Raw genomic sequence first — 21,611 nt, 5'->3', positions numbered from 1 at the left:
AAAATTGATGGTGCTTCTGCGGCAAAATTGGGGCGATTCGCCCTTGATCACGATTCGATGAGGAGTTCACTGCTTTAGTGTGGTAGCGAGCATAGGAATATTAGCGTAAAATACTAATCAATATTAGAGATTATACTGGCGGAATGGAGCGCGAAGGAATCGACCATGATTCTGTGTGTGCGATGCAACATTACGGACTCTATCTTCGCAGCTCATTCAAAAATATGTGCGTCCGGCCTTGCTGCCTATTAAGCGCCTTAATAGACTAGCAAATTGTTTCTGCTAGAAAATGCGTAGGTCGTAAGGCGGGAAGCAACCGGCCGAAAGCGGGCAGCCAAATAAGCTCGTGTGGTGAAGGGAGGCTTGGGTGGGTCAGTCGTCGATTTTTGCTCGGGCCGGCTGAGAGGCGGTCCGATATGTCGCTGCCAAAATTTATCATCGGCATGGTCTTCGCGCTCGCGATCGTGGTCCTGTGGTCTTATCTCGACGGCGCCTCGGTGGTCACGACGCTTGTTCGCGTTGTCGTCTGTGCCGTCATCATTCAAATCGGCTACTTTGTGCTCGTCTACATCATGGTTGCCAGAAGTGCTCCGACCCCGGCCGACAAGATTCGCGACGCTGAAAGAAAACTGAATTCGACCGAGGCCGCCGAGGGCGAGAAGCTCGGCGCCCGCAGGAGCCTTCACTAAATCCCGCACCTTCACCATCCGGTTAGATATCCTCCTGCCTCAGGCCGCGTCGGCGGGTTCCCTGTCGGACTGTTCGCCCGACAGCATCCTGGACAACCGGCTTTCCGGCTTTTCCTTCAATCTCTGATATTGCCCGACTTCCACGACGCGGCCATTTTCCATCGCCACCACCCAGTCGGCAAAGGCGATCATCGATGGCCGATGCGCGATGGTCAGGACCGTCATCGAGCCGCGCAGCCCGTCGATCGACTTGGCGATCAACGACTGGTTCTGCCAATCGAGTGCGCTTGTGGCTTCATCCAGGATGAGCAGTGACGGCTTGCGCAGCAACGCCCGCGCCAGTGCAATGCGCTGGCGCTCACCGCCCGAAAGCCGCACGCCACGGTCGCCAACCACTGTCGCGAGCCGGTGTTCCAGCCGCTCGACAAAGTCGCCGGCATGCGCTGAGCGAAGCGCTGTCCACAACTCGTCGTCGGTCGCCTGGGGCGCGGCGAGGCGAAGGTTTGCAGCAATCGTATCATGCAGGAGAAACACATCCTGCGGCACATAGGCCACCTGATCGCGCCAACGCCTGCGATTGGCGCCCGTGATTTCGATGCCATCGACGAGCATCTTGCCGGCCGTTGGTTCGAGCAGGCCAAGCAGCATGTCGGCGATCGTGCTCTTGCCCGACCCGGAAGGGCCGATAAGGGCGGTGACCTTTCCGGCGGGAAGGCCAAAGGTGATGTCACTGACAACCGCCTTGCCGGTGCCGTCGCCATATCCAAAGAACACGTTGCGTATGTTCAGTCCCGTATCGAGCGACAACTTGCCAGGCTCGTCAATGCTGGAACTGGCCGGCTCGCGCTCCGCATCGAAACGCATCTGCAGGCCGCGCATCGACGTATAGGCGGGCAAATTGATCAGGACCTGTTGGGCTTGCGTCTGCAGATCCATGAAGCGCGGTGCAATGCGCATGAAGACCAGAAGCAGCACGACGATCTCGGCAAGCGACAGGTTGAAGCGAACCAGCGCGACATAGATGAACAGGCTCAAGCCCACGACGCTCGCCACCTGGAACAAGGCGGTGCCGATCGTGGAGTTGCGCACGTAGTTGATGTTGTCGGCCTTCATCCTTTCGAGGATCGACTGCAACTGGGCGAAATAGCTGGCCTCGACATTCAGGCTCTTCGCCACCTTGATGCCGCCAAGGAATTCCGAAACCGTACGGTATTGATCCTGGCGATTGGCGGTGAGAACCCGGCCAAAGGCGGTGGCCCGGGTGCGAAATGGCTGAAGCGCCGCAAACATCAGGATGCCGATCACCACGGCGAACAACGTCATCACCGGCGAGATGAACACCGACACCACGAGGTATCCGGCCAGAAGCACGGCGATCTGAACCAGCATCAGAAGGGCGAAGGCCGCTGCCTGCACGCGGTCGATGTCGCCTGTCAGGGCATGGTCGAGGTCGGAGCCGCGCAGCCGGGTGAATATGCCCCAACGCGCCTTCCCGATGCTCTCGAACAGGTTGATGCGCAGGCGGTTGATGAAGTCATAGAGAAGACTGGCCATGTAGACGGACTTGAAGCGGTTGAAAGCCGCCTGCAGGGTGATCAGCCCGACAAGCGCGCACAGCACCGTCGTCAGTTGCAGCGTTCCGTCAGGCGACAGCCAGCGGAAGAATTCATTGTCAGGCAGCCTGATTGCATAGTTCTGGTCGGAGCGTCCGACCAGTTGCAGCAACGGGATGAGAAGCAGGATCGAGATGCCTTCGGTCAGGCTGCCGAGGACCAGGAAGATCAACGTCGTCCAGGTTCGCCGGCCGCCAATCCGGGCCATGGTGGCGCCGAATCCGGCGATCTCTCGAAACAGCGACAGGCGAATGGCTGGTAATCCGGACATGCTCTTCACCGGGAATGGTTGGAGCGCCGCGCGCCCTCTGCCGCCAGGTCCCTCTCGATGAGGTCCACGGCCTCGCCGATCCTGTCGAGTCCCGTCGGCACTTCGAGAAGGCACACCCCGACCTGATCAGCCAATCTTGCGCAATGCCCAAGATGCAGCGCGGCGGCGTCGCCGACCAAAGCGGGCCGGCCGAAACGTGTGACATAGGAGAATTTGATGATCGCGGGCAACGCGGCAATGGTGGGCAAGGGCGAGATCGCCGCCCGCTCGCCCCGTTCGAGGATATAGATCCTGGTCGCCGGAACCCTGTCGTGGGAGAAGCCGCCGAGCAGGCGGTGCTGTGCCTTGTCGATCGCCGGATGAACCTGCGGGCGGACCTCGACATCGTCGAGGGCGATGGCGGAGGCGGCATCGGCGGCCAGTTTCAACTGCGGAAAACCCGGAACGATCATCGCCTTGTCCGAACGGGTCATGTCGAGCGCCACAACGTCGTCGGTGAGCAATTCGTGGCCGGCCCGGATCATCGCACCCGCGGTCGTCGACTTGCCTGCGCCCTTGTCGCCCATGAAGATCACGCTCTTGCCGCCGACGGCTATTGCGCTGGCGTGAAGGATGAGCAGGCCGCGCTGATGCAGCAGAAGCGCCATGACCGGTCCCAGCAGTGGAAAGGCGATCAAGGCGTCGTCGACGCCCGGCGCCGGCTCCACGTCGATGCGGCAGGCATCGCTTATCAGGAACGCGCCGACCGCCTGCCATGCCAGATATTGCCGGTCAGCTTCGAAGCGGAAGTCGCTACCAAGCTCCGGCGAGGGCTTGGGCAGGTCGATGGGGCCGACATGGATGAGCACATCGACTGCCGCCGGCGCGGTCGGTTCAAGCTCCGGCAAGCTCACATCTGAAGCGATGGTCAGCCCGTAGGCCTTGTAGAAGCGCCGCTTTCGCACGGACCCGCCTTGCGGGCGCTCGCGGGCAAATTCGGGATACGAGGCGAACGGCGCGCTTTTGGACATCATGCGTGGCTCCCGCGAAGCTGGACCTGCCGCAGCCAGAGGGACAGCGACACCGAACGCCAGACGTACTGGACATCGAGCGGCGCTGCCTGATCCGGCTGGCGCACGAGCCGTGCGTAGGCCGCGGTTACCGCCGACAGGTTGACATAGGGTGCGATACGGATTGCATCCGAAACCAGTACGCGCTCCAGGAGGTCGCGGTGGTTACCGAGCATGCCGTTGACGAGATTGGCGGTGAAATCGATCTTGTCGCGCCGCCACTGAACCGCCGTCGGCAGAATGCCTTCCATGGCACGGCGCAGCACGTAACGGCCAAAGCCGTGGCTCAGTTTCTCCTCGCCCGGCAGTGCCAGGCAGAACTCGACCAGCGGCTTGTCCCAGAACGGATAGCGCGCCTCGACGCCGAAATTGGCCGCCGCCTTGTCCAGAACCTCGAAGGAATGCGGTACGTAGCCGTTCGACAGGATCCAGCGATGGGTCAACGCTTCGCTGGCGCTTACCGTCGGGGGCATGTAGCCGGCCCTGTGAAAACGATCGACAAGGTCGGTTCTTTCAGCAAGGTCCGGATTGATCAGGCCGTGCCAGCTTGCGCCTTGCGATGCCTGCGCTGGCTTGCGTATCCGGTTCAGAACACGGTTCGCCGCATGTTTGAGCTTGGCGACGCGCCAGGCCGGCCCGTAAATGGTCAGGAACTGGAAGTACAGGCCGAGCATACCGTCGCCATAGGTGTTGGAGGCGCTGCGGATCTCGCGCCACAGGTCGATCCATTTGCCGGCATTGGCGAGCTCATGCAGGTGACCATGGCCCTGCGAGACGACTTCGTCTCCACCATGTCCGTCGAGGAGCACCTTGATGCCCTTGGCGCCAGCGGTCCTGTAGAGGTTGCGGGTAAGCGTGAGGCCCGGCGCCAGGAAGGTCCCTTCCTGTTCCTCGAGAACCTGTTCGAATTCGGCAAATGGCTGATAATTGCCGACCGGGATCAACGTCCCGTCGACCTTTTGCTGCCGCAGCACCGCGTCGATGAACGGGCGTTCGTCCATCGACGACCCCTTCTCGAAGATCAGCGAGAAGGTGGGGAGCCTTGGCTTGTGTTCAGCGGCGTTTTGCATGGCTGCCACACAGGAAATCGACGAGGAATCGAGGCCGCCGCTCAACATCGCGCCTACAGCCGAAGTGCCCCGCATTCGGTTTCGAACCGATTGCGAGAACAGATGGGCGAATTCCTCGGCCGCGTCCGACCGGATCGGCCGCGATGACGGCTCGATCTGCCAATATCGGCGCAACACCACCTGCTGTGCCGTCACGGTCAGAGTGTGGCGCGCCGGCAAGCGGAAGATATCGGCATAGTGTGTTGATTGCGGGTCATCGGGAAGTCCTGCCAGGAACCCGGAAACCTGATGCTCGCTGATGCGTGTACCGACCCCGTCGATGCCAAGGATCGGTCCAGCCTCCGAGGCAAAGACGAAGCGCTGCACGCTGGCGTGGTAGTAGAACGGTTTGACCCCGAACTGATCGCGCGCGCAAAACAGCGCTTGCCGTTCGCTGTCCCAGATGGCGAAGGCGAAATCGCCTTGCAGATGGACCGGGCAGTCCTCGCCCCAGCGCAGGTAGGCCCGCATCAAAAGGACCGCATCGGCGACCGACTTGTCCCTGATGCCCAGCCGCGCCAGCAACTCGTCCCGGTTGTCCAGCCGGCAGTCAGCCGTTACGGCAAGCTTGCCGCCGGCCATGGTCAGGGGGCCGGGACCGGATTCATCCGTTGTGTTGAACCAAGCATGGCCAAGGGCGATGGGCGTATCCATCCACCAGGAGCTGCCGTCGCGGGCCCGATGCCGCATGCGCGCCAGCATCTGCTGGATGTCCGCGGCCGCTGCCGCCGGCGCGCCACCCTGCCTGAGCAGAATTCCGGCCACGCCGCTCATTCGGCTACCGACCGTGATCGACGAGATGGGCGAAGCCGTCGACCGTGCCGCCAAGAACGATGTGGTTGCCGCTCATCAGCCAGGCATGCGCTTTCAACTGCGTTCCCGTATCCCGCTCGATACCGATGCGGATATTCGATGCGCTGCCTTGACGGGCGAGGATGTATTGGCCTGAAAGCGCCTGGGTGAGGCAGCTGGCGCGCGGCACGAGCCGCGCGGCGGCGGCAACGCCCCAGGCGACACGCCGCAGGTCGGCGATATCAGCGGCTTGCCGCGCGTCCAGCCGCATCACCACGGCGCGAACGCGATTGTAGGAAAACAGCGTCAACCCCAGCCGGGCAGCCGTGACCACCAGCAGGCAGCGGCCAAGAAAAAGTATTTCCGAGCCGCTCAGGGAGAGAACTCTAGACAAGTTCCTCATGATGCAGCCTCGCAAGCCCATTGTCCGCCAGGCCCTTCAGCAGCCCGTCGACGTCGGCCTTGCAGCGCTCGGGATCGACATTGTAGCGCGCAAGCACCGCCTGGTGGATCTCCAGGATCGGCTTCGGGTCCTGGATCAGGTCCCAGATGAAAGCACCGACACCGTTCAGGCTGTAGTAGATGTTGGATTTCACGTTGAGCAGCGCCAGGCCGTTGCCGAATTCGCAAGCCACGGCATCCTTGGTCGCACTCACGCTGTCATGCTCAGATGGGTTCCAGTTCATCCTAAAACCTCGGTTACGGATACGCTTCGGCAATTGCCGGGAATCAAGGGGGGCCGGAGATCCTTGATCCCCGGCCCTTGTGTATTTTGGATCTAGAGTCCCAACTTCGTCACTCTAGAAGCCGGTACAAGTTCAAGAAAACGTCAGCTGGGAGATCGGCGTGTGCGCGGGAAAGGATGCGTCGATCGCCGTATTGCCGCCACCGCCCTGGGTGATGGTTTCGATCGAACCATGAACCGTCAGGCTGGGCGTTTCGTACTCTTGCCTATCAACATTCTGTTCCATTTAAGTCTCCGATAAGGGCTGGAAACGGCCTGTCGAGTGCCGTCAGCATATTTTGCTGCACCGCAATAGCTGCATGGCAACATTCATGAGTCAAGCCTGATTTACCAAGCGTTAATCAATTATGGGTTGCGATGGCTGCTGATTCTGTGAAGGGACGGTCGGAGCCGGCCGTCCTCCATGCTGAATCGGTGTGCATGAGCGTCTTCTTGTGCTGATTCATTAAGCATTTGATTTTGTTGAAATAAAAATATTCGTCCAGGCGCCCATTTTTTAGACACAGCTAAAGAGTGTATCTAAACTGGTAAAATCTTGTTGAGAGCGGTTGAAATGGAGCGCCGGTTAATATTGCAACCGCGGTTGTCGTAAGTTTTGAAGATAGAACTCACGCACGCTGTGATTGTAGAGGTCGGGCGCCAAAAGGAAAAACTGGACGCCGCAAGAGATTTTGGCGATGCTGCGTGTTCGCAGTTGCAGCATAGGTGTCGTGCAGATTGTTTTGCGGAGACTTTGCCTAGGATGGCCTTGCAGGAAAGTTCGTATGAACGGTTGCGCACCGCCAACTGCGCCGACGAGATTGCCTATGTGCAGGCATGCCTGAGGTTGTTCTTCGCAGTAAGCCCGGGGGCATCCGCAGGCGAAGCCCCCATGTCGAGCGTGTCGGTTGCCAACGTCGCGGACATCGCCAGGTTGAACAAGGTTGCCACGTTTGTCCTCAAGGCACTGTCTCGTTCACCCGGCGAAAACCTCCGGATCTGTCCCAGTGGCTGGATACCTATCGCAGGAGGACGATGGCGATGAACTCGTCCTGCATCATGGATTCGCTGGCCATCCACACTGCCTTGCGTGACCGCAATATCGATTTTGTGTTTCTGAAGGGCCCGTTCCAGCAGCAGCTTCTCTATGGCGATCATTTCATGAAGCCTTCCGGGGATGTCGATATCCTGGTCTCGTCATCGGGGTTCTCTTGGGCACGTGATGCGCTGCGGGCGATTGGCTACGAGGTTGCAGGCAAATCGAGGTCCGTGTGGTGGGTTCGTTTTCTTGGCGAGCAGCACATGACCCGTTCCACTGGCTCGGCATCCTCCACCGTCGATCTTCACTACCGCCTCCAGCAGCCGGGTTCGCCCAGTCCGCGCGATACGGACGGATTTCTGAGGCGCAAGCGGCCTGTCGAAATCGTCGGCACGAACGTGCCGTTCATTTCGGCGTCCGACACCTTGCTTCTTTCCTGCATCAGCGTTGCCAAGGCGCTTTTCAACCGCGAGCCCTGCGCCGGCTATGTCTGTGATGTCCGCGCCAGCGCCAGCCGGCTGAGCGCGACGGAGCAGCAGAATGTGCTTGATTACGCAACGGAGCAGGGGCTGGTCGACACGTTGCTGCTTGGTCTGCGCGCCGCCGACGTGCTTCTTGGCGGGGCTGGGACGCTGCTGTCGGAACGGGCCACCCGGATATTGTCGCGCATCGGTAATGAAGACCTGCTCAACATGGTCATCGCTCCCTGGTTGTCGTCGTTGCGGTGGCCGCAGCGGCGAACCGTGTTGTGGGAACTGTGCGGCCGCGCGCCGGTCCGCTACATGGCCGAGGCCGGTTGGGCCGCGTCAGCCGATCTCAGCCGTCGCATTTTTGAACGGCCGGGTGGTCGCTGAGAGTGTGAACATGTCTGACGCCGAACGGGAGGGGCAAGCAAAACGAGACGCTACCGGTGCAATGAAGAGGTTAATCCATGTCCATGACAGGAACCGAGGTCTGCGTGATCATCGCGGCACGAAACGCGGCGCGGACAATCCCGGTTGCCATCGCTTCCGCGTTGCGTGAACCGGAAGTGACGGAAGTCGTGGTCGTTGACGATGCTTCCACCGACGACACGGCAAGCGTGGCCCGGGCTGCCGATGATGGCAGCGGGCGGCTCTCCGTCATGCGCCTCGAGATCAACCGTGGCCCCTCCTTTGCCCGCAATGCCGCGATCGCCGGCTCCAGGTCGCCCTTCATCGGTATCCTCGACGCCGATGATTTCTTTCTCGAGGGCCGGTTTCGAAAACTGTTTGCCCGCGCCGACTGGGATTTCGCGGCTGACAACATCATGCTCATCAGGGATGACGTGGCCGGAGACATCACGAAAATCGTCGCGCCGCGATTTTCGGCCGATCCCGAATTCCTCGATTTCGAGCGCTTCATCGAAGGCAATATTTCCAGGCGCCGCGTGCAGAGGGGTGAACTCGGCTTCCTCAAGCCGGTGATCAGCCGCGCCTTCCTTGATCGGCACGGGCTGCGCTATGATGAGGGCCTGCGCCTTGGCGAAGACTACGAACTCTATGCGCGCGCGGTTGCTCAGGGGGCACGGTTCAAGGTCATCCGGTCTTGCGGCTATGGCGCCATCGTGCGTCCGGATTCGCTGAGCGGCCGGCACAAGACGCAAGATCTGAAGCGCCTTGCCGACGCGGATCTGTCGTTGTTGAAGATCGACAGCCTGCCGGAGGGATCGAAGGCCGTGCTGAGAAAGCACGAACGTCATGTCCGCGACAAATACCGCTTGCGAAAGTTCCTCGATGTGAAGGCCGAACGCGGGCTGGCATCGGCGGCCGCCTATGCGCTGGCCAGTCAATCCAACCTCATTCCCATCGTTCGGGGTGTCGCCGCCGACAAGCTCGAGGCACTCTTTCGCCATGCCGGTCTTGCTTCCAAGCCCCAGAAAACGCCGCCGTTCCGGGTTCTCATGGCTGGAACCAAAACCGCTGGCGAACCTTGAGCGGTGGTGTTTTTTGAGCCCATCGCAGCCGCCGTTTCGATCGGATTTGTCAGTTTACGAGCTTGATGGTTGCCTACTCGCTCCCGGGATGGCACTCTATGTTGCGATGCAGCAATTCCAAACGGCCGCGCGAATTGGTCCAATGTGTCTCTCCCGCCGGGTGAATCCGGCAACGACAGGAGTCTGAAACGATGGCCTCGATATTCGGCTTCCGATCCAGAAACCCCGCCCGCGACCAGCAGACCGATGTCTCGCGCCTGGATCGGCTGGCAAGATTGTTCGATCAGATCTCGGCGGAGGTCGAGGCGGAGAAAAACGGACTTGAAAATCGTTACAGGACCAAGGCCACGAACGCGGCCTTTCTGGTCGAGGCGATGGAGAACGGGTCCGCCTCCGGCCGCGCGTCCGAAATCGGCGAACTGACGAAGTCGATCCTGAATTGCGAGCGGCGCATCGCCGTGCTCTCGCAGCAGCACCTCCGGATGAAGGAACTCCGTCATTCGCTGGATGCGATCTTCGACGGGAAGGGATCGCTGGAGGCGGATGTCAAGTTCCCCAGGCCGGCTCGCGCCGGCAGAGGGTGAGGCGGAGGCGTCAGGGCCGCGGGCAACGTTCTGACTCTGAAACTGCATGCAACAAGGTTGAGAGGGGGTAGCAGACGATCGAGGTCGACTCGTCTCGTTACAGTTCGAATGTCGACTTTGGGTTGGGGTACACAGCACAAAGGTGAGTTTGATATGAACGCGAATTCGAAAAACACCTCTACCATCACAACTGCCAGGCCGATGCCGCGTCACGCAAGACAAGGCGGCCTTGAGCGGTTGTGGTCACCTGGCATGTTTACGCTGGTTGCCCTCGCAAGCCTTATTGTGGGGCCGACGGTGTCGCGTTCCCAGGATATTCCGAGCGGACCGTCATTCGTTGACGATTTCACCACTTTCAATCAATCGCGGTGGTACGTTTCCGACGGCTGGACAAATGGCAGCCATCAGAATTGTACCTGGTCCAAGGACCTGATCCGGCTTTCCGACGGCGCACTGACGCTTGGCTTCGAAAAACGAAAATTGAAGGACCGCGATTTTGGCTGCGCCGAAATCCAGACCAAGGAGCGTTTCGGCTACGGCACCTACGAAGCGCGGATGAAGACCGACACGGGTTCTGGTCTCAACGCGGCGTTCTTCTCCTATATCGGGCCTTCCGACAAGCAGCCCTGGGATGAAATCGACTTCGAAATCCTGACCAAGGACACCTCCAAGGTGCAGGCCAACGTCTATATAGCCGGCAAAGGAAAAAACGAAAAGCTGGTCGATGTGGCGGGCGGCACTGAAAACGCCTTCAACGACTACGCCTTTGTCTGGGAGAAGGACCGGCTGCGCTGGTACCTGAATGGCCAGTTGGTCAACACCATTACAGATCCGGCGAAGCTGCCCACGCACGCGCAGAAGATATTCTTCAGCCTGTGGGGCAGCGACACCTTGACCGGCTGGATGGGACCCTTCTCGGACCCGGGCCGCAAGGTCACGCTCCAAGTGAAGCGCGTTGCGTTCACGGCCTTGGGCCAGCCTTGCCAGTTTCCAGAATCGGTCGCATGCGCCATAAAGTGAAAGCGATAGGAAAAATACATCTGAACCGGCGGGCCCGAGAGGGTCCGCTGGCTTGAACGGGGGCGGCACCGGATGAACTTGACGGTCTTTGGGGTAGGCTATGTCGGATTGGTGCAGGCGGCGGTGCTGGCGGAAGTCGGCCATCAGGTGATGTGTGTCGACATCGACGCGAGCAAGGTCGAGCGGCTCAACCAGGGCCTCGTTCCGATCTACGAACCCGGGCTCGAAAGCCTCGTCAAGGAGAACCACGCGGCCGGGCGCATCACCTTCACCACCGATGCCGTCGCTGCCGTCAAGCATGGCGAGATCCAGATGATCGCCGTCGGCACCCCGCCGGGCGAGGATGGTTCGGCCGACCTCAGATATGTGCTGGCGGTCGCCGAGGCGATTGGCAGGGAGATGGACGCGCCCAAGATCGTCGTTGGCAAGTCGACCGTGCCGGTCGGCACCTGCGAGAAGATAAAGACCAGGATCGCCGAGACGCTGAAGGCGCGAGGCCGCGAGGACCTCTCCTTCGATGTCGCTTCAAATCCGGAATTCCTCAAGGAAGGCTCGGCCGTGGCGGACTGCATGAAGCCCGACCGCATCATTGTCGGCACCAACAGCGAGGACACCGAGGCGGTGATGCGCGAGCTTTACGCGCCGTTCAACCGCAACCACGAGAAGATGATCGTGATGGACGTGCGCAGCGCCGAATTCACCAAATACGCCGCCAACTGCATGCTGGCGACCAAGATCAGCTTCATGAACGAGATGGCCAACCTGGCCGAGCAGCTCGGCGCCGATATCGAGGAGGTCCGCAAGGGCATCGGCAGCGATCCGCGCATCGGCTACCACTTCATCTATCCCGGTCTCGGCTATGGCGGCTCGTGCTTTCCAAAGGACGTGCGCGCGCTCATCAAGACCGCCGAAGGGGTCCAGTTCGACGCCAAGCTGCTGAGGGCCGTCGAGGAACGCAACAATGAACAGAAGTCGGTGCTGTTCGACAAGGTGAACCGCTATTTCAAGGGCAACCTCAAGGGCAAGACCTTCGCCCTGTGGGGCCTGGCGTTCAAGCCCAACACCGATGACATGCGCGAGGCCCCGGCGCGCACTCTGATGGAAGCACTGTGGAAGGCCGGCGCCAACGTCCAGGCTTACGACCCCGAGGCCATGCAGGAATGCCAGGCCATATACGGGCTGCGCGATGACCTGCTCTTGTGCGGCACCAAGGAGGCGGCGCTGCGTGGCGCCGATGCCCTGCTGATCGCGACCGAATGGAAGAACTTCCGCGCCCCCTCCTTCGACGCGGTGAGGGACGCGCTGACCACGCCAGTCATCTTCGATGGTCGAAACCTGTATGACCCGAAAGTCATTGCCCGCCACGGCATCGAATATCACAGTATCGGCAGGATGGCGGCGTGAGCCGCTGAATGCAATGACGCCGTCGTGCGCCCCGTACTCGTGACCAGTTCGATCCAAAGCACGTAGCGGGCTGACCACCCTGCCACTTCAATGGTGGCGGCTCGGATCAGGCGGTTTGGGGCTTGGCCGAAAACATCCTGTTGAGATTCTGCACGGGACTATCGACCACTCTTCTGAAAATGTCTGCCACCAAAAGCGCCACTACAAAAACCGCGGGCAGGACCACCCACACCGGAGCACCAATCAATGTACCTATTTTCGCGACAGCGATGAGCACTGTGAAATGAGTGAGGTACAATGGGTAAGATATATCCCCCAGCCATGACAGCGCCGGCCTGTCGAGGAAACGACTACTCCCGGGCGAGGCGAACGCCATAAGAATTATGAGGCCAGCGCCAATTCCAGACGCAATGTGGCTGAAAAGTAACCCGTCATGGATGATCCAACGAGCCTCCAAAAGAAGAATTCCCGTGACCCATATCAACGCAACGACAAGGGTCGGAAATTTGGCGATCGTCGTTTTCAATGTGTCTCGATAGATGGCAAGGAACGCTCCGCCGATAAAAATTGGAACATAAATGGCGGTTTGCAGTAAGGATTGCGAGACGCTGTTGGCCGTGAGGGCGAATGCTTCAGGCCAAATTGCGCCGGGCACTAATAGAAACAAAGCCAAAGCGACCATGAGCTTTGGAAATTTCAGAATACCCCAAACGATAATAGGCATCGCGATGGATATTCTTATCTCGTGCACAAGAGACCACATTACGGGCGATAGCGTCATATGTTGGGTCAGCCCCGTCATCAACAAATGACCCAATACGGACTTGATTGAAATCACCCCAGGTGGGGTGTGCCGGAGCCATTCGCTGTAACCGTCTCCGATGGGGAGGACGAAAAGAGCTTCTGAGGCAGCTATCGCCAGCAACAATGCGATCGCAAAAGGCACCCAAATTCTCACGATTCTCTTTGCCACATAAGCGGCAAAAGAGTCCCGTGATTTGAGAATAGCCAACGTCAGGACAAAACCGCTCAATGCGAAAAACACCAGCACGGCTTCGTGTCCACTCCAGAAGACATGGAGGGGAGAATAGGTAATCGCGTTTTTCCAGTGCCAACTGAAATGACGTGTTGCATTTGGGTCCGCCCATACAAGCAAGTCTAGGCCCGGAATGGCAAACACCAGGTGGCTCGTCAGTACGACGATAGCCGCAATTCCACGAACTGCATGCAGAGAATTGAAACGCTCTTGAGCCAAGACCTGTTTCCCAGATTGATCGACATGGCGGCGTTATCTAACGGCGAAGACGTCCCGCTTGACATAGGTGCGAAATGCGCGGCGCTGGACCATTCGATGGCGTGCGCCCCGCAGTGCCATAACCTTGCCGCGCAAGCTGGATTTCGGCTGCGGATGGGGCGTGGCGACCGAAAAAACCGACGCAAGCTCGGGAAAACGCTCGATTAGATCGACATATGATTTATGAAAGTGCCATCCCCATGGGGGGACGGCGGCTTTCCATGGCTTGGCGGCGCCGGTGAAGTGAATGACCTTCGGCGCGATAATCCTGTGGCAGAGGAGACCGGCATACGCATTGTGAAAATTATAGGCCGGTGAGAGCGGTTCGACGTGCTGTTGAAACACCGCGTTGAGCGCGCTCTGGTCGTGACGAATGAATTTTTCGCTGTTGCGAAAGAAGGCGTCCAGCGCCCTTGGTCCATAAATCGCCCAGGTATCCCGGCGGCATGCGAGTACCCCCGCGTTGAAGTAGCTGTCGCGGGTGGCTCCGTTGAGTGCATCGAAATAGCCTGTCGGATTGAGGCCCAGCCTGTCATCGGGATCAAACCAGGCGCTGCCTCTGCCCGCCGCAATCCAACCGTCGCGAACGCGATGTCGGATGAGCGGAGTAACGTCTCCAACGATTTGGATATCGCCATCCAGATAGACAATGTTCTGATACGCTGGTGCGAGGTGGGGGGCTATCACCAGCCGCGCCAACGACGTGACGGGCACGTGGTTCTTGGCAAACGCCACACCATCGGGTGGCACATAGGACGTGTCGGGGAGCGCGATGAAGGATATCGCTCGCCCCACACTGTTCTGCAGTGTGTCGATCAGCACTGGATCGATGCCGACCGTGTAGATGAGGATGTCGGCCTGCGCGTCGACGCCTTGCGCTGTCAGCTGAAGTGCCGCCAGCAGTGACGGACCGAGATATCCGTTGTCGGTCACGAAGATGACCGCGGTGTCGTGCCGGCTCGGGCCCTTCATGCCCACCGCCCAAGCAGGCGTGCGCCCCTGCCCACCAACAGCCGCTTGAACAGGGCGATCATTTCGGTTTCGGGTCCTTCAGGCCGCCGCATCAAATTCCAAAGCAGCAATTGTGCTCCGATGAAAGCGATCGCTCCGATGGCGATCTGCGACGACAGGCTCAAAGCCAGCTCGGACGTTTCGACGCCGGATGGAAGCACCAAACGAGACCCGAGCACGGCCGCGACCATGACTCCGGCGCTTGCCAGGCTGCGCAGATTGGGGCGCAATTGCGCCAGGTAGCCAATGCCGGTGAGCTGCCGAACGACCTGAAGATTGAAGAAGATGCCGATGACGCCCGCAATCGCTCGCGCGATCGCCACCCCGGCAAGTCCACCAAGCCAAAGCCCCACGACGACGGAGGGGACGCGCAGGATGAATGCCTGAACGTCGCGCTTGAAGAGCAGTCGCGTGTCGCCTGTGGCCATTGCAAGCGGCTGCGCGAGGCTTCCCAGGGTTTGTACGGCGAACACGGCGGACAAGGCCTGGATCACGATTACGGCGGGCAGCCATTTGTCCGTCATTGTCAGTCGGACCAAGGGCTCGGCGATCAGTGCCATCCCGACACCCACCGGCAAGGCGATCATCGTGACCAGCGCTTGCGATGACTGGTAGACCTTCTCCAGGCCACCGTCGTCCCGGTTCTTCACATGGGCGAATGCGGGAAACAGGACGGAGGTCAAAGGAGCGATCGCCTCGCGCGTCGGCATTGCGGCGAGATTGTCGCCCACCGAATAATATCCAAGCGGAGTCTTGCCGAGGAAGGCGCCGATCAGCAGGTGGTCGAAGCGCCAGTTCAGCGTGTTGATGGCCTGTGCCAGGGTCAGCCAGATGGAATAGCCGAACATCTCGCGCCAGTGCCGCAGCCCGGGCTTTGGCCGAAACGGCGCAACGACATAGGAAATGACGAGGCCGGTGAGATCCGACGCCAGTGTTCCCGCAACGAGTGCCCAATAGCTTCTGAAGGTGAACGCAAACACAGCCGCCACGATAAGCCCGACCAGCTTCTGGGAGACCTCGATCAGGAATTGCTGCCAGAACACCAGGTCACGCGTGAGCAGGATTCGACGCGGACTGCCGAGCCCTCCCAGGAGTGTCGAAATCGCAAGCGCCGCAAGCACCGGCGGCAGGCGCGGTTCCGCGAAGGCCGATTCCGCCGGTATCGCGACGACCATGAGCATGGCGGCGACGGCCGCGGCGCGTAGCGCGCTAAGCGTCCATGCCGTGTCGAGGTGCTCCCTGGTGGGATTTGGATGATGAATGAGCACCGCACCGATCGAAATCTCGGTGACTGAGTTCAAGATGGCGAGCACGGTCCAGCCAAGGGCCACAATTCCGAAATCGCCGGGGGTGAGCAGGCGCGCCAGGACAAGCGTGCTCACCAGCCCCAGAAGGTTGGTGATGATCCGGGCCGCCGTGATCCACGCCGCGCCCTTGGCCAGTCTTCCTTTGATTCCGTCCACGCGTCGGCGTCTCCAGTGCACTCAGAACCGACACATCCCGCCCGCGATCGATGCTCGATCAATGTCCGGTGCGACCGTTTTTATTCTCCACGGCCTCGGGGTGCAAGCATTTATGCCGCAGTGCAGCATAAAAACGGATTCAGCTATTGTGCACTGCGGTCAATGGGGCAAGATGGCGAAGGGCGACGGACAAAAAGGATCGACTCCTGATGATGCAACAGGAATGGCGGGACGACACGCCGCGAGAGAGCCGGACGACCGAAGACCTTCGAATTGCCTTGCGAGACCGGATCAAGGAGGTTTTGCTGCCGCTGATCTCCGGGCGCGGCGAGCGCATCCACCTTATCGACCCACCCGATCATCCTAACGTCGGCGACTGCGCTATCCTGTTGGGTGAATTGGATTTTTTCAAGCGCGAGCTTCCCGGCAGCCACGTGGGATTCCACGACTGGAGCACCTACAGCCCATCTTCTGATCGACACATCGAACGCGCATCCGTGCTGCTGATGCATGGCGGCGGCAATTTCGGCGACATATGGCCCCATCACCATCAGTTTCGTCTGAAGATCCTGCGGTGCTTCCCCAATCGGCCGACCATCCAGCTGGCCCAAAGCATCCATTTCGACTCATCGGCGGCGTTGCAGGAGACGCGCGAGGCCATCGCCGCGCACTCCGATTTCACTTTGCTGGCTCGTGACACAAAAAGTGAAGCCTTTGCCCGCGCGAATTTCGATTGCCATGTAGCGCTCTGTCCGGACATGGCATTCGCCATGGACCGGATCGTGCGCAAGCCCGCGACCTTGGATGCGTTCTGCCTGTTGCGCACCGACAAGGAAGCGGTGGCGCCGCATGAAGGCATCAAGAAGCAGTTGAACCAGATGGGGCTTTCCGCGGAGGCGGGAGACTGGATGGATGATCCCAGGACCGCAGCGCGTTTGTGGGACCGATTGTATTCCAAACTCACACGCAAGTTTCCGATTGCCTATCCGTTGCTGGCGCCCCTGGCGTTTACCGCGCGCCGACGCTACGCGGAAGCTCGGCTGAGGGTGGGTATCGATCTGTTGAGCCGCGGGCGCATTGTGGTCACCGATCGACTGCATGCACATATCCTGAGCACGCTTCTCGACATCCCGAACGTCGTTTTCAGGTCATTCGACGCCAAGGCCGCCGCCTTCTACGACACATGGACACATGCAGCGCCCATCTGCCGGCTGGCCGATGATCCCTCCGACATGGTCCATGCTGTCCAAGCCGTGATGCCGCCGAAATGAGCCAGGTCGTTGAAATGCCGGATCAGGAGCCTACTCCTTCGCCGCGCTACGCGGCGGTGATCCGCGCATATCAATGCACGCCGCTCCTGGTCGAGGTGATGGAAGCGCTGCGAAGGCAAAGCGTGCCCCCCGAGCGATTGATCATCGTGGATTCGTCGCGCGATCCGGCGATATCCAGCCAATTTGAAGAACTCGGTGCGGATGTCGTGACATACCCCGCCGAGGAGTTCAATTTCTCGAAGGCGATCAATCTCGGTGTCGCGGCCAACGACCAGCCTCTCACGCTGATCATCAGCAGCCACATGCTCATTCATGCGCCTGACCTGATAGCGAAAGGGTGGGAAGCGGCGCTGAATGGCGGCATGGAAATTGTCTACTGGAGGCATCCGCCACACCGGGATGCACCGCACGAGTGCCACCATGTCATGACCCGCCGCAACTTCGACGGCAAGAATGGCCTGTCCAACACCATGGCCATGATCCCCACGCAATTGCTGCGAGAGCGTCCCTTTCGCGAGGAGGTCTTTTCCGCCGAGGATCAGGAATGGACAAGGTACTATTTCGCGTCCCACCGTCGCGCGATGTTGCGCATCGACACCAGGGATGTCGGCTACAACAATCCCAATCATAACGCACAGACATGGAGCGAGACCAAGCTCCTGCGGGAGGAGTTGGCGATTGGATATTTCGTCAACCGGCGGCTGCTTCTGCCGGACAGGATCATCATGCGCTTTCTACGCGGTGTCCTGGCCACTCTGCGCCGTCGGCCAGACAAGGCCAGGATGCATTTTGGCTTTGCCTGGGCCATGACCAAGGCGAACTTCAAGCAACCAAACGCGAAATCGAGATATTTCTGACAGAATTGCTGTGCAGTCCCGGCAAATCGAAAGGGCATCTTGGGGGGTCAATAGCCAGAGACGTTGGAGATTCTTGCATGATTGCGTTTCTAGTCCTTGCTCACGACAATCCCAGACAGGCGCTGGCGCTTGTGAAAAGTCTTCGATCATCGCACGCCCGCACATTCATTCATGTCGATGCCAAGTCCGATATCAGTCAGTTCCAGGAATGCGCCCATGCTGGGGCCATTCTGATCGAGGAGCGGAAAGGCGTGCATTGGGGCGGCTTTTCGCAAGTGAGCGCCACCTTGGCGCTCATGCGGCACGCCCTGCGAGATCGGCTTCCTTTCACCCATTTCGCGTTGCTGAGCGGCAGCGATTATCCAATCGCCACGGTGGACGCCATTGCGGGCTATCTGGCCGCGCAGGATCGGGAGTTCATCGACGCAGAACCGGTGGTGGAAGGGCCCGACAGCATGCCGTGGCAGCGTATGCTCAAATATCAGTTGGAAGGCGGCTGGCGCGGCGCCGGCCTGCGGGGACGGATCATCCGCGAGGTGAACGCCCACATCCTCTCCCGCCTGCCTGACCGAGATGTTCGCGCCATTGCCGGCCCCGTGTCCTTCTTTCGCGGCAGCGCATATTGGATTCTGACACGGGAAGCGGTCGAAGGCATCTTCACCTTCACGCGGACGAACAAATCCATCGTCCGGCTGCTGTCGCACAGCGTCTGTTCCGACGAAACGTTCTTTCACACCGCCGTCATGGCAGGCCCCCGTGCCTCCCACGTCGCCGGCTCATCAACCTATGCACAATGGTTCCCTGGCAGCAGCGGACCTACCGTCGTCGACGACAGCCTCGTTGATGTCGTGACCGCGCCGGACTTTCATCTGGCAACCGGTGGGCGGAGCGCGCGCGCCGCACTTTTCGTTCGCAAGTTGAACGGTGACGATGACCCGATCCGAAAGCGGTTGGATCACTACAGAACGACGCGTGTCCTTCCCATGGAACCTCTGCCGGGCACGCCTGGCTGACATTTTCCAGGACGCAAGGATTGAGAGCGGGTTGTTTTAGGTCAAGGAGTTATGATGAAGTCTTTTGTTGATAACAATATCGACATCGTATGTGTTTCCGACACAAACTATGCGCCGCATCTGGTGACGTTGTTGAAGTCTGTCGAGGCAAACTCCGCCAATGACGACAGTTTCAAGGTGCACATCATCCATGATTCCATCAGTGGCGATCTGCAAAAGCAGGTGTCGTCCGAGTTGGGAAGAATGGAGGTTCGTTGGTACTCGATTGTTGGTCACGCCGCACTGACATTACCTCCTCTTTTGCAGATAAGCCGCGCGACATATCTGCGCTTGATCATGGACGAGGTTCTGGATGAATCCATATCTCGTCTCATATACCTCGATATCGATATGGTTGTGACCGGCAGCTTGAAAGAGCTGTGGCAGTCTGATTTGGGCGACTGTGTTTGTGCGGCGGTTCCTGATCCTGGCGTGGATGTCGGAGAGTTTGCCGGGAAGCACGGTCTGGACCTTCCCGGTCAGTATTTCAACGCGGGCGTGATGGTATTTGATATGCCTCGCACTCGCATCGATGGAACTCTGAAGCGCGCATTGAATCTGTTGCTGGAGGATCAATCGAAGTTTGAATATGCCGATCAGGACGCGCTGAATGTCGTTTTGTGGGGCAAGTGGAAGCAGGTGGATGCGACCTGGAATTTCCAGAGGGAATTCATGTACGATGATCTCGCTGCGTGGCGCTCCATGTCGAAGGACCGTCATACGGTGCCGAAGATCATCCATTTCACGGAAAGCGTTAAGCCGTGGAAGGCCGGAGAGTGGCATCCGTTTGCCTGGCTCTATTGGAAGTATCTGCTCCGGTCGGGATTTGCCGGGGATGTCATGCGGAAAGGCAACATCAAGTACCGAGACATAATCAAGATGTGGCTTAAGTACCTGTTCAAAAAGCCGCATCTGGCTCGTGGCCCGACCAATCCGTAGGGCGCCATCTGGCCTCGATCAGCTCAATTTTATGTTGCAGTGCAATATGCGCTGTGGATAAATTGATGATCTTGCGGTGCCCGATGGCGTAAGGCGCGTTGCGGAAAGCGCTGGTGGACTCTCAAGCATCTGAATCAATTTACGAAATCAACTCGGGGCGCGGGGTTCTCCCGATTGCCGGTCGTCGACTTGATCGAGCCATCATGGCGATTTTTGCTACACTGCACCAAAAATGTTGCGATGCAGCAAGAGCTGTACTAGCATCCCCGTGGGTGGGCCAACAGCGGTCGAGTTTATATGCTGCATGTCTTGTACCTCGTGCACGATGTTTCCGACCCGGCAGTGCGCCGGCGGATCATAATGCTCAGGGCAGGTGGGGCCCGGGTCACGCTCGCGGGCTTCCGTCGCACAGCCAATCCTGTTTCGGATGTCGAGGGACTGCGACCGATCGACCTTGGCGCCACGCGCGACGGCCGATTCGGCCAGCGCATGGCCGCAGTCGCCAAGGCGGCGGTTTCGATCGGCTCGAAACTTGGGAACATGCCCAGGCCCGACCTCATCATCGCGCGCAACCTTGAAATGCTGGCGTTGGCCCGGCGCGCCAAATCCGCGTTCCAGGCAACGGTGCCGATCGTCTACGAGTGCCTCGACATTCATCGGCTCGTGCTTCGCGACGATTTTCTGGGCAAGGCGTTGCGTGGCACGGAACGTTACCTGGCCCGGGACGTAAAACTCCTTGTGACCAGTTCACCTGCCTTCATAGCCAATTATTTCACGCCGTTCGGCCAGGTCGCCGCCCCTGTCGAACTGCTTGAGAACAAGTATTTCGAAGCCTCGGCTGTTTCGCCGGATGATCCCGTGGCGGCGGAAAATCCTGTCGCTCCGCCGTGGCGGATCGGCTGGTTCGGCGCGCTGCGCTGCCGCCGTTCGCTTGAACTCCTGGCCGAATTCTCCCGCCGGCTCGAGGGACGTTTCGAAATCATCCTGAGGGGCCGCCCGGCACTTTCCGAATTTCCGGATTTCCACGCCTTCGTCGAAGCCGAGCCGTGGCTCTCGTTTCGCGGACCGTATCGCAATCCCGAGGACATGGCCGCGATCTACCGGGAGGTTCATTTCTCCTGGGCGATCGATTTCTTCGAGGATGGGCAGAACTCCCAATGGCTGCTCCCCAATCGCCTCTATGAAGGCTGCCGCTTCGACGCCGTGCCGATCTCGATGGGCAACACCGAAACAGGGCGATTCTTGAAGCAGCAGGACATCGGCGTTTTGCTGTCCCAGGCCACGCCCGAAGCGCTCGAGGCGGCCGTTGGAAAAATGGACGAGCACCGCTTCGGGAAACTGAGGGGGCGTGTTCTGGCCCGCAATCCGCGCACGTGGAGCCACGATCGCAATGATTGCCAGGCGCTCGTCGAGAAACTCCGAGGACTGGCTACCAAGCCGGAGCCTCTCATTGCCGAAGCGCTGGCTTGAGCGTGG

The 21,611-nt window shown here is 59.6% G+C and carries 20 protein-coding genes; 11 read left to right on the top strand and 9 right to left on the bottom strand.

From position 1 onward, the window contains the following. The first annotated feature begins 416 nt into the window (after positions 1-416). Positions 417-689: an exopolysaccharide production repressor protein gene (locus LGH82_RS15695; protein ID WP_227349325.1), complete on the top strand. Its 273-nt coding sequence runs from the start codon at positions 417-419 to the stop codon at positions 687-689. A gap of 39 nt (positions 690-728) precedes the next feature. On the opposite strand, the gene LGH82_RS15690 is transcribed toward LGH82_RS15695, so the two are convergent. The 6 genes from LGH82_RS15690 to LGH82_RS15665 all read right to left on the bottom strand — a co-directional run bounded on the left by LGH82_RS15690 (position 729) and on the right by LGH82_RS15665 (position 6,494). Beyond that, a complete protein-coding gene (locus tag LGH82_RS15690; RefSeq protein ID WP_227349324.1) occupies positions 729-2,573 on the bottom strand; it encodes an ABC transporter ATP-binding protein in 1,845 nt (614 codons plus the stop codon). Between the two features lie 5 nt (positions 2,574-2,578). Continuing rightward, positions 2,579-3,586, bottom strand: a complete 1,008-nt coding sequence (locus tag LGH82_RS15685) for a serine kinase (protein WP_227349323.1) — start codon at positions 3,584-3,586, stop codon at positions 2,579-2,581. Further along, positions 3,583-5,505 (bottom strand): lasso peptide isopeptide bond-forming cyclase, encoded by a 1,923-nt coding sequence (locus tag LGH82_RS15680; RefSeq protein ID WP_227349322.1) that lies wholly within the window; start codon positions 5,503-5,505, stop codon positions 3,583-3,585. Before LGH82_RS15680 ends, LGH82_RS15685 begins: the two co-directional genes overlap by 4 nt. Positions 5,506-5,509: 4 nt before the next feature. Beyond that, a complete protein-coding gene (locus LGH82_RS15675) occupies positions 5,510-5,926 on the bottom strand; it encodes a lasso peptide biosynthesis B2 protein (RefSeq protein ID WP_227349321.1) in 417 nt (138 codons plus the stop codon). Beyond that, positions 5,910-6,179 (bottom strand): PqqD family protein, encoded by a 270-nt coding sequence (locus tag LGH82_RS15670; protein WP_227349320.1) that lies wholly within the window; start codon positions 6,177-6,179, stop codon positions 5,910-5,912. Before LGH82_RS15670 ends, LGH82_RS15675 begins: the two co-directional genes overlap by 17 nt. 162 nt (positions 6,180-6,341) lie before the next feature. Beyond that, positions 6,342-6,494, bottom strand: a complete 153-nt coding sequence (locus LGH82_RS15665) for a lasso peptide (protein WP_227349319.1) — start codon at positions 6,492-6,494, stop codon at positions 6,342-6,344. Positions 6,495-7,288: 794 nt separating this feature from the next. Between LGH82_RS15665 and LGH82_RS15660 the strand changes: the two genes are divergently transcribed. The 5 genes from LGH82_RS15660 (at position 7,289) to LGH82_RS15640 (ending at position 12,248) form a co-directional block, all read left to right on the top strand. Further along, complete coding sequence (locus LGH82_RS15660; protein ID WP_264484387.1) at positions 7,289-8,140, top strand: nucleotidyltransferase family protein; 852 nt, start codon at positions 7,289-7,291, stop codon at positions 8,138-8,140. Between the two features lie 77 nt (positions 8,141-8,217). Then, positions 8,218-9,240, top strand: a complete 1,023-nt coding sequence (locus LGH82_RS15655) for a glycosyltransferase family 2 protein (protein WP_227349317.1) — start codon at positions 8,218-8,220, stop codon at positions 9,238-9,240. A gap of 275 nt (positions 9,241-9,515) precedes the next feature. Continuing rightward, on the top strand, positions 9,516-9,824 hold the full coding sequence (locus tag LGH82_RS15650; protein ID WP_413771451.1) for a hypothetical protein: 309 nt from the start codon (positions 9,516-9,518) through the stop codon (positions 9,822-9,824). A gap of 153 nt (positions 9,825-9,977) precedes the next feature. Further along, the gene (locus tag LGH82_RS15645; protein ID WP_413771450.1) at positions 9,978-10,844 is read left to right on the top strand and encodes a family 16 glycosylhydrolase; all 867 of its coding nucleotides are present in this window, start codon (positions 9,978-9,980) and stop codon (positions 10,842-10,844) included. 72 nt (positions 10,845-10,916) lie between these two features. Next, positions 10,917-12,248, top strand: coding sequence for a UDP-glucose dehydrogenase family protein (locus LGH82_RS15640; protein WP_227349315.1), 1,332 nt, complete (start codon positions 10,917-10,919; stop codon positions 12,246-12,248). A gap of 106 nt (positions 12,249-12,354) precedes the next feature. On the opposite strand, the gene LGH82_RS15635 is transcribed toward LGH82_RS15640, so the two are convergent. Genes LGH82_RS15635 through LGH82_RS15625 form a run of 3 tightly spaced genes read right to left on the bottom strand, consistent with a single transcriptional unit; the run spans position 12,355 to position 16,016 of the window. Next, positions 12,355-13,503 carry an acyltransferase family protein gene (locus LGH82_RS15635; RefSeq protein ID WP_227349314.1) on the bottom strand — a complete coding sequence of 383 codons (1,149 nt, stop codon included), beginning with the start codon at positions 13,501-13,503 and terminating at the stop codon, positions 12,355-12,357. 33 nt (positions 13,504-13,536) lie between these two features. Continuing rightward, positions 13,537-14,514: a glycosyltransferase family 8 protein gene (locus tag LGH82_RS15630; protein WP_227349313.1), complete on the bottom strand. Its 978-nt coding sequence runs from the start codon at positions 14,512-14,514 to the stop codon at positions 13,537-13,539. After that, complete coding sequence (locus tag LGH82_RS15625; RefSeq protein WP_227349312.1) at positions 14,511-16,016, bottom strand: lipopolysaccharide biosynthesis protein; 1,506 nt, start codon at positions 16,014-16,016, stop codon at positions 14,511-14,513. The genes LGH82_RS15630 and LGH82_RS15625 overlap by 4 nt, the downstream gene beginning before the upstream one ends. A gap of 209 nt (positions 16,017-16,225) precedes the next feature. On the opposite strand from LGH82_RS15625, the gene LGH82_RS15620 reads away from it, so the two are divergent. From LGH82_RS15620 to LGH82_RS15600, 5 genes are all read left to right on the top strand, one after another. Beyond that, positions 16,226-17,287: a polysaccharide pyruvyl transferase family protein gene (locus tag LGH82_RS15620; RefSeq protein ID WP_227349311.1), complete on the top strand. Its 1,062-nt coding sequence runs from the start codon at positions 16,226-16,228 to the stop codon at positions 17,285-17,287. Beyond that, positions 17,284-18,144 (top strand): glycosyltransferase family 2 protein, encoded by an 861-nt coding sequence (locus LGH82_RS15615; protein ID WP_227349310.1) that lies wholly within the window; start codon positions 17,284-17,286, stop codon positions 18,142-18,144. The genes LGH82_RS15620 and LGH82_RS15615 overlap by 4 nt, the downstream gene beginning before the upstream one ends. A 77-nt stretch (positions 18,145-18,221) precedes the next feature. Continuing rightward, the gene (locus tag LGH82_RS15610) at positions 18,222-19,157 is read left to right on the top strand and encodes a beta-1,6-N-acetylglucosaminyltransferase (RefSeq protein ID WP_227349309.1); all 936 of its coding nucleotides are present in this window, start codon (positions 18,222-18,224) and stop codon (positions 19,155-19,157) included. A gap of 54 nt (positions 19,158-19,211) precedes the next feature. Next, positions 19,212-20,135, top strand: a complete 924-nt coding sequence (locus LGH82_RS15605) for a glycosyltransferase family 8 protein (protein WP_227349308.1) — start codon at positions 19,212-19,214, stop codon at positions 20,133-20,135. 297 nt (positions 20,136-20,432) lie between these two features. After that, positions 20,433-21,605 (top strand): glycosyl transferase family 1, encoded by a 1,173-nt coding sequence (locus tag LGH82_RS15600; protein ID WP_227349307.1) that lies wholly within the window; start codon positions 20,433-20,435, stop codon positions 21,603-21,605. Positions 21,606-21,611: the final 6 nt, after the last annotated feature.

Origin of the sequence: Mesorhizobium sp. PAMC28654, from assembly GCF_020616515.1 — a bacterium.
Lineage (GTDB): Bacteria > Pseudomonadota > Alphaproteobacteria > Rhizobiales > Rhizobiaceae > Mesorhizobium.
This window is presented reverse-complemented; position numbering and strand designations above follow the sequence as displayed.

What these genes read in the sequence shown, in the direction of transcription:
- LGH82_RS15660 (WP_264484387.1), top strand. Translation starts at nt 7,289, where the DNA reads ATGAACTCGTCCTGCATCATGGATTCGCTGGCCATCCACACTGCCTTG.
- LGH82_RS15655 (WP_227349317.1), top strand. Translation starts at nt 8,218, where the DNA reads ATGTCCATGACAGGAACCGAGGTCTGCGTGATCATCGCGGCACGAAAC.
- LGH82_RS15685 (WP_227349323.1), bottom strand. Translation starts at nt 3,586, where the DNA reads ATGATGTCCAAAAGCGCGCCGTTCGCCTCGTATCCCGAATTTGCCCGC.
- LGH82_RS15680 (WP_227349322.1), bottom strand. Translation starts at nt 5,505, where the DNA reads ATGAGCGGCGTGGCCGGAATTCTGCTCAGGCAGGGTGGCGCGCCGGCG.
- LGH82_RS15640 (WP_227349315.1), top strand. Translation starts at nt 10,917, where the DNA reads ATGAACTTGACGGTCTTTGGGGTAGGCTATGTCGGATTGGTGCAGGCG.
- LGH82_RS15690 (WP_227349324.1), bottom strand. Translation starts at nt 2,573, where the DNA reads ATGTCCGGATTACCAGCCATTCGCCTGTCGCTGTTTCGAGAGATCGCC.
- LGH82_RS15615 (WP_227349310.1), top strand. Translation starts at nt 17,284, where the DNA reads ATGAGCCAGGTCGTTGAAATGCCGGATCAGGAGCCTACTCCTTCGCCG.
- LGH82_RS15675 (WP_227349321.1), bottom strand. Translation starts at nt 5,926, where the DNA reads ATGAGGAACTTGTCTAGAGTTCTCTCCCTGAGCGGCTCGGAAATACTT.
- LGH82_RS15665 (WP_227349319.1), bottom strand. Translation starts at nt 6,494, where the DNA reads ATGGAACAGAATGTTGATAGGCAAGAGTACGAAACGCCCAGCCTGACG.
- LGH82_RS15645 (WP_413771450.1), top strand. Translation starts at nt 9,978, where the DNA reads ATGAACGCGAATTCGAAAAACACCTCTACCATCACAACTGCCAGGCCG.
- LGH82_RS15600 (WP_227349307.1), top strand. Translation starts at nt 20,433, where the DNA reads ATGCTGCATGTCTTGTACCTCGTGCACGATGTTTCCGACCCGGCAGTG.
- LGH82_RS15605 (WP_227349308.1), top strand. Translation starts at nt 19,212, where the DNA reads ATGAAGTCTTTTGTTGATAACAATATCGACATCGTATGTGTTTCCGAC.
- LGH82_RS15695 (WP_227349325.1), top strand. Translation starts at nt 417, where the DNA reads ATGTCGCTGCCAAAATTTATCATCGGCATGGTCTTCGCGCTCGCGATC.
- LGH82_RS15620 (WP_227349311.1), top strand. Translation starts at nt 16,226, where the DNA reads ATGATGCAACAGGAATGGCGGGACGACACGCCGCGAGAGAGCCGGACG.
- LGH82_RS15630 (WP_227349313.1), bottom strand. Translation starts at nt 14,514, where the DNA reads ATGAAGGGCCCGAGCCGGCACGACACCGCGGTCATCTTCGTGACCGAC.
- LGH82_RS15610 (WP_227349309.1), top strand. Translation starts at nt 18,222, where the DNA reads ATGATTGCGTTTCTAGTCCTTGCTCACGACAATCCCAGACAGGCGCTG.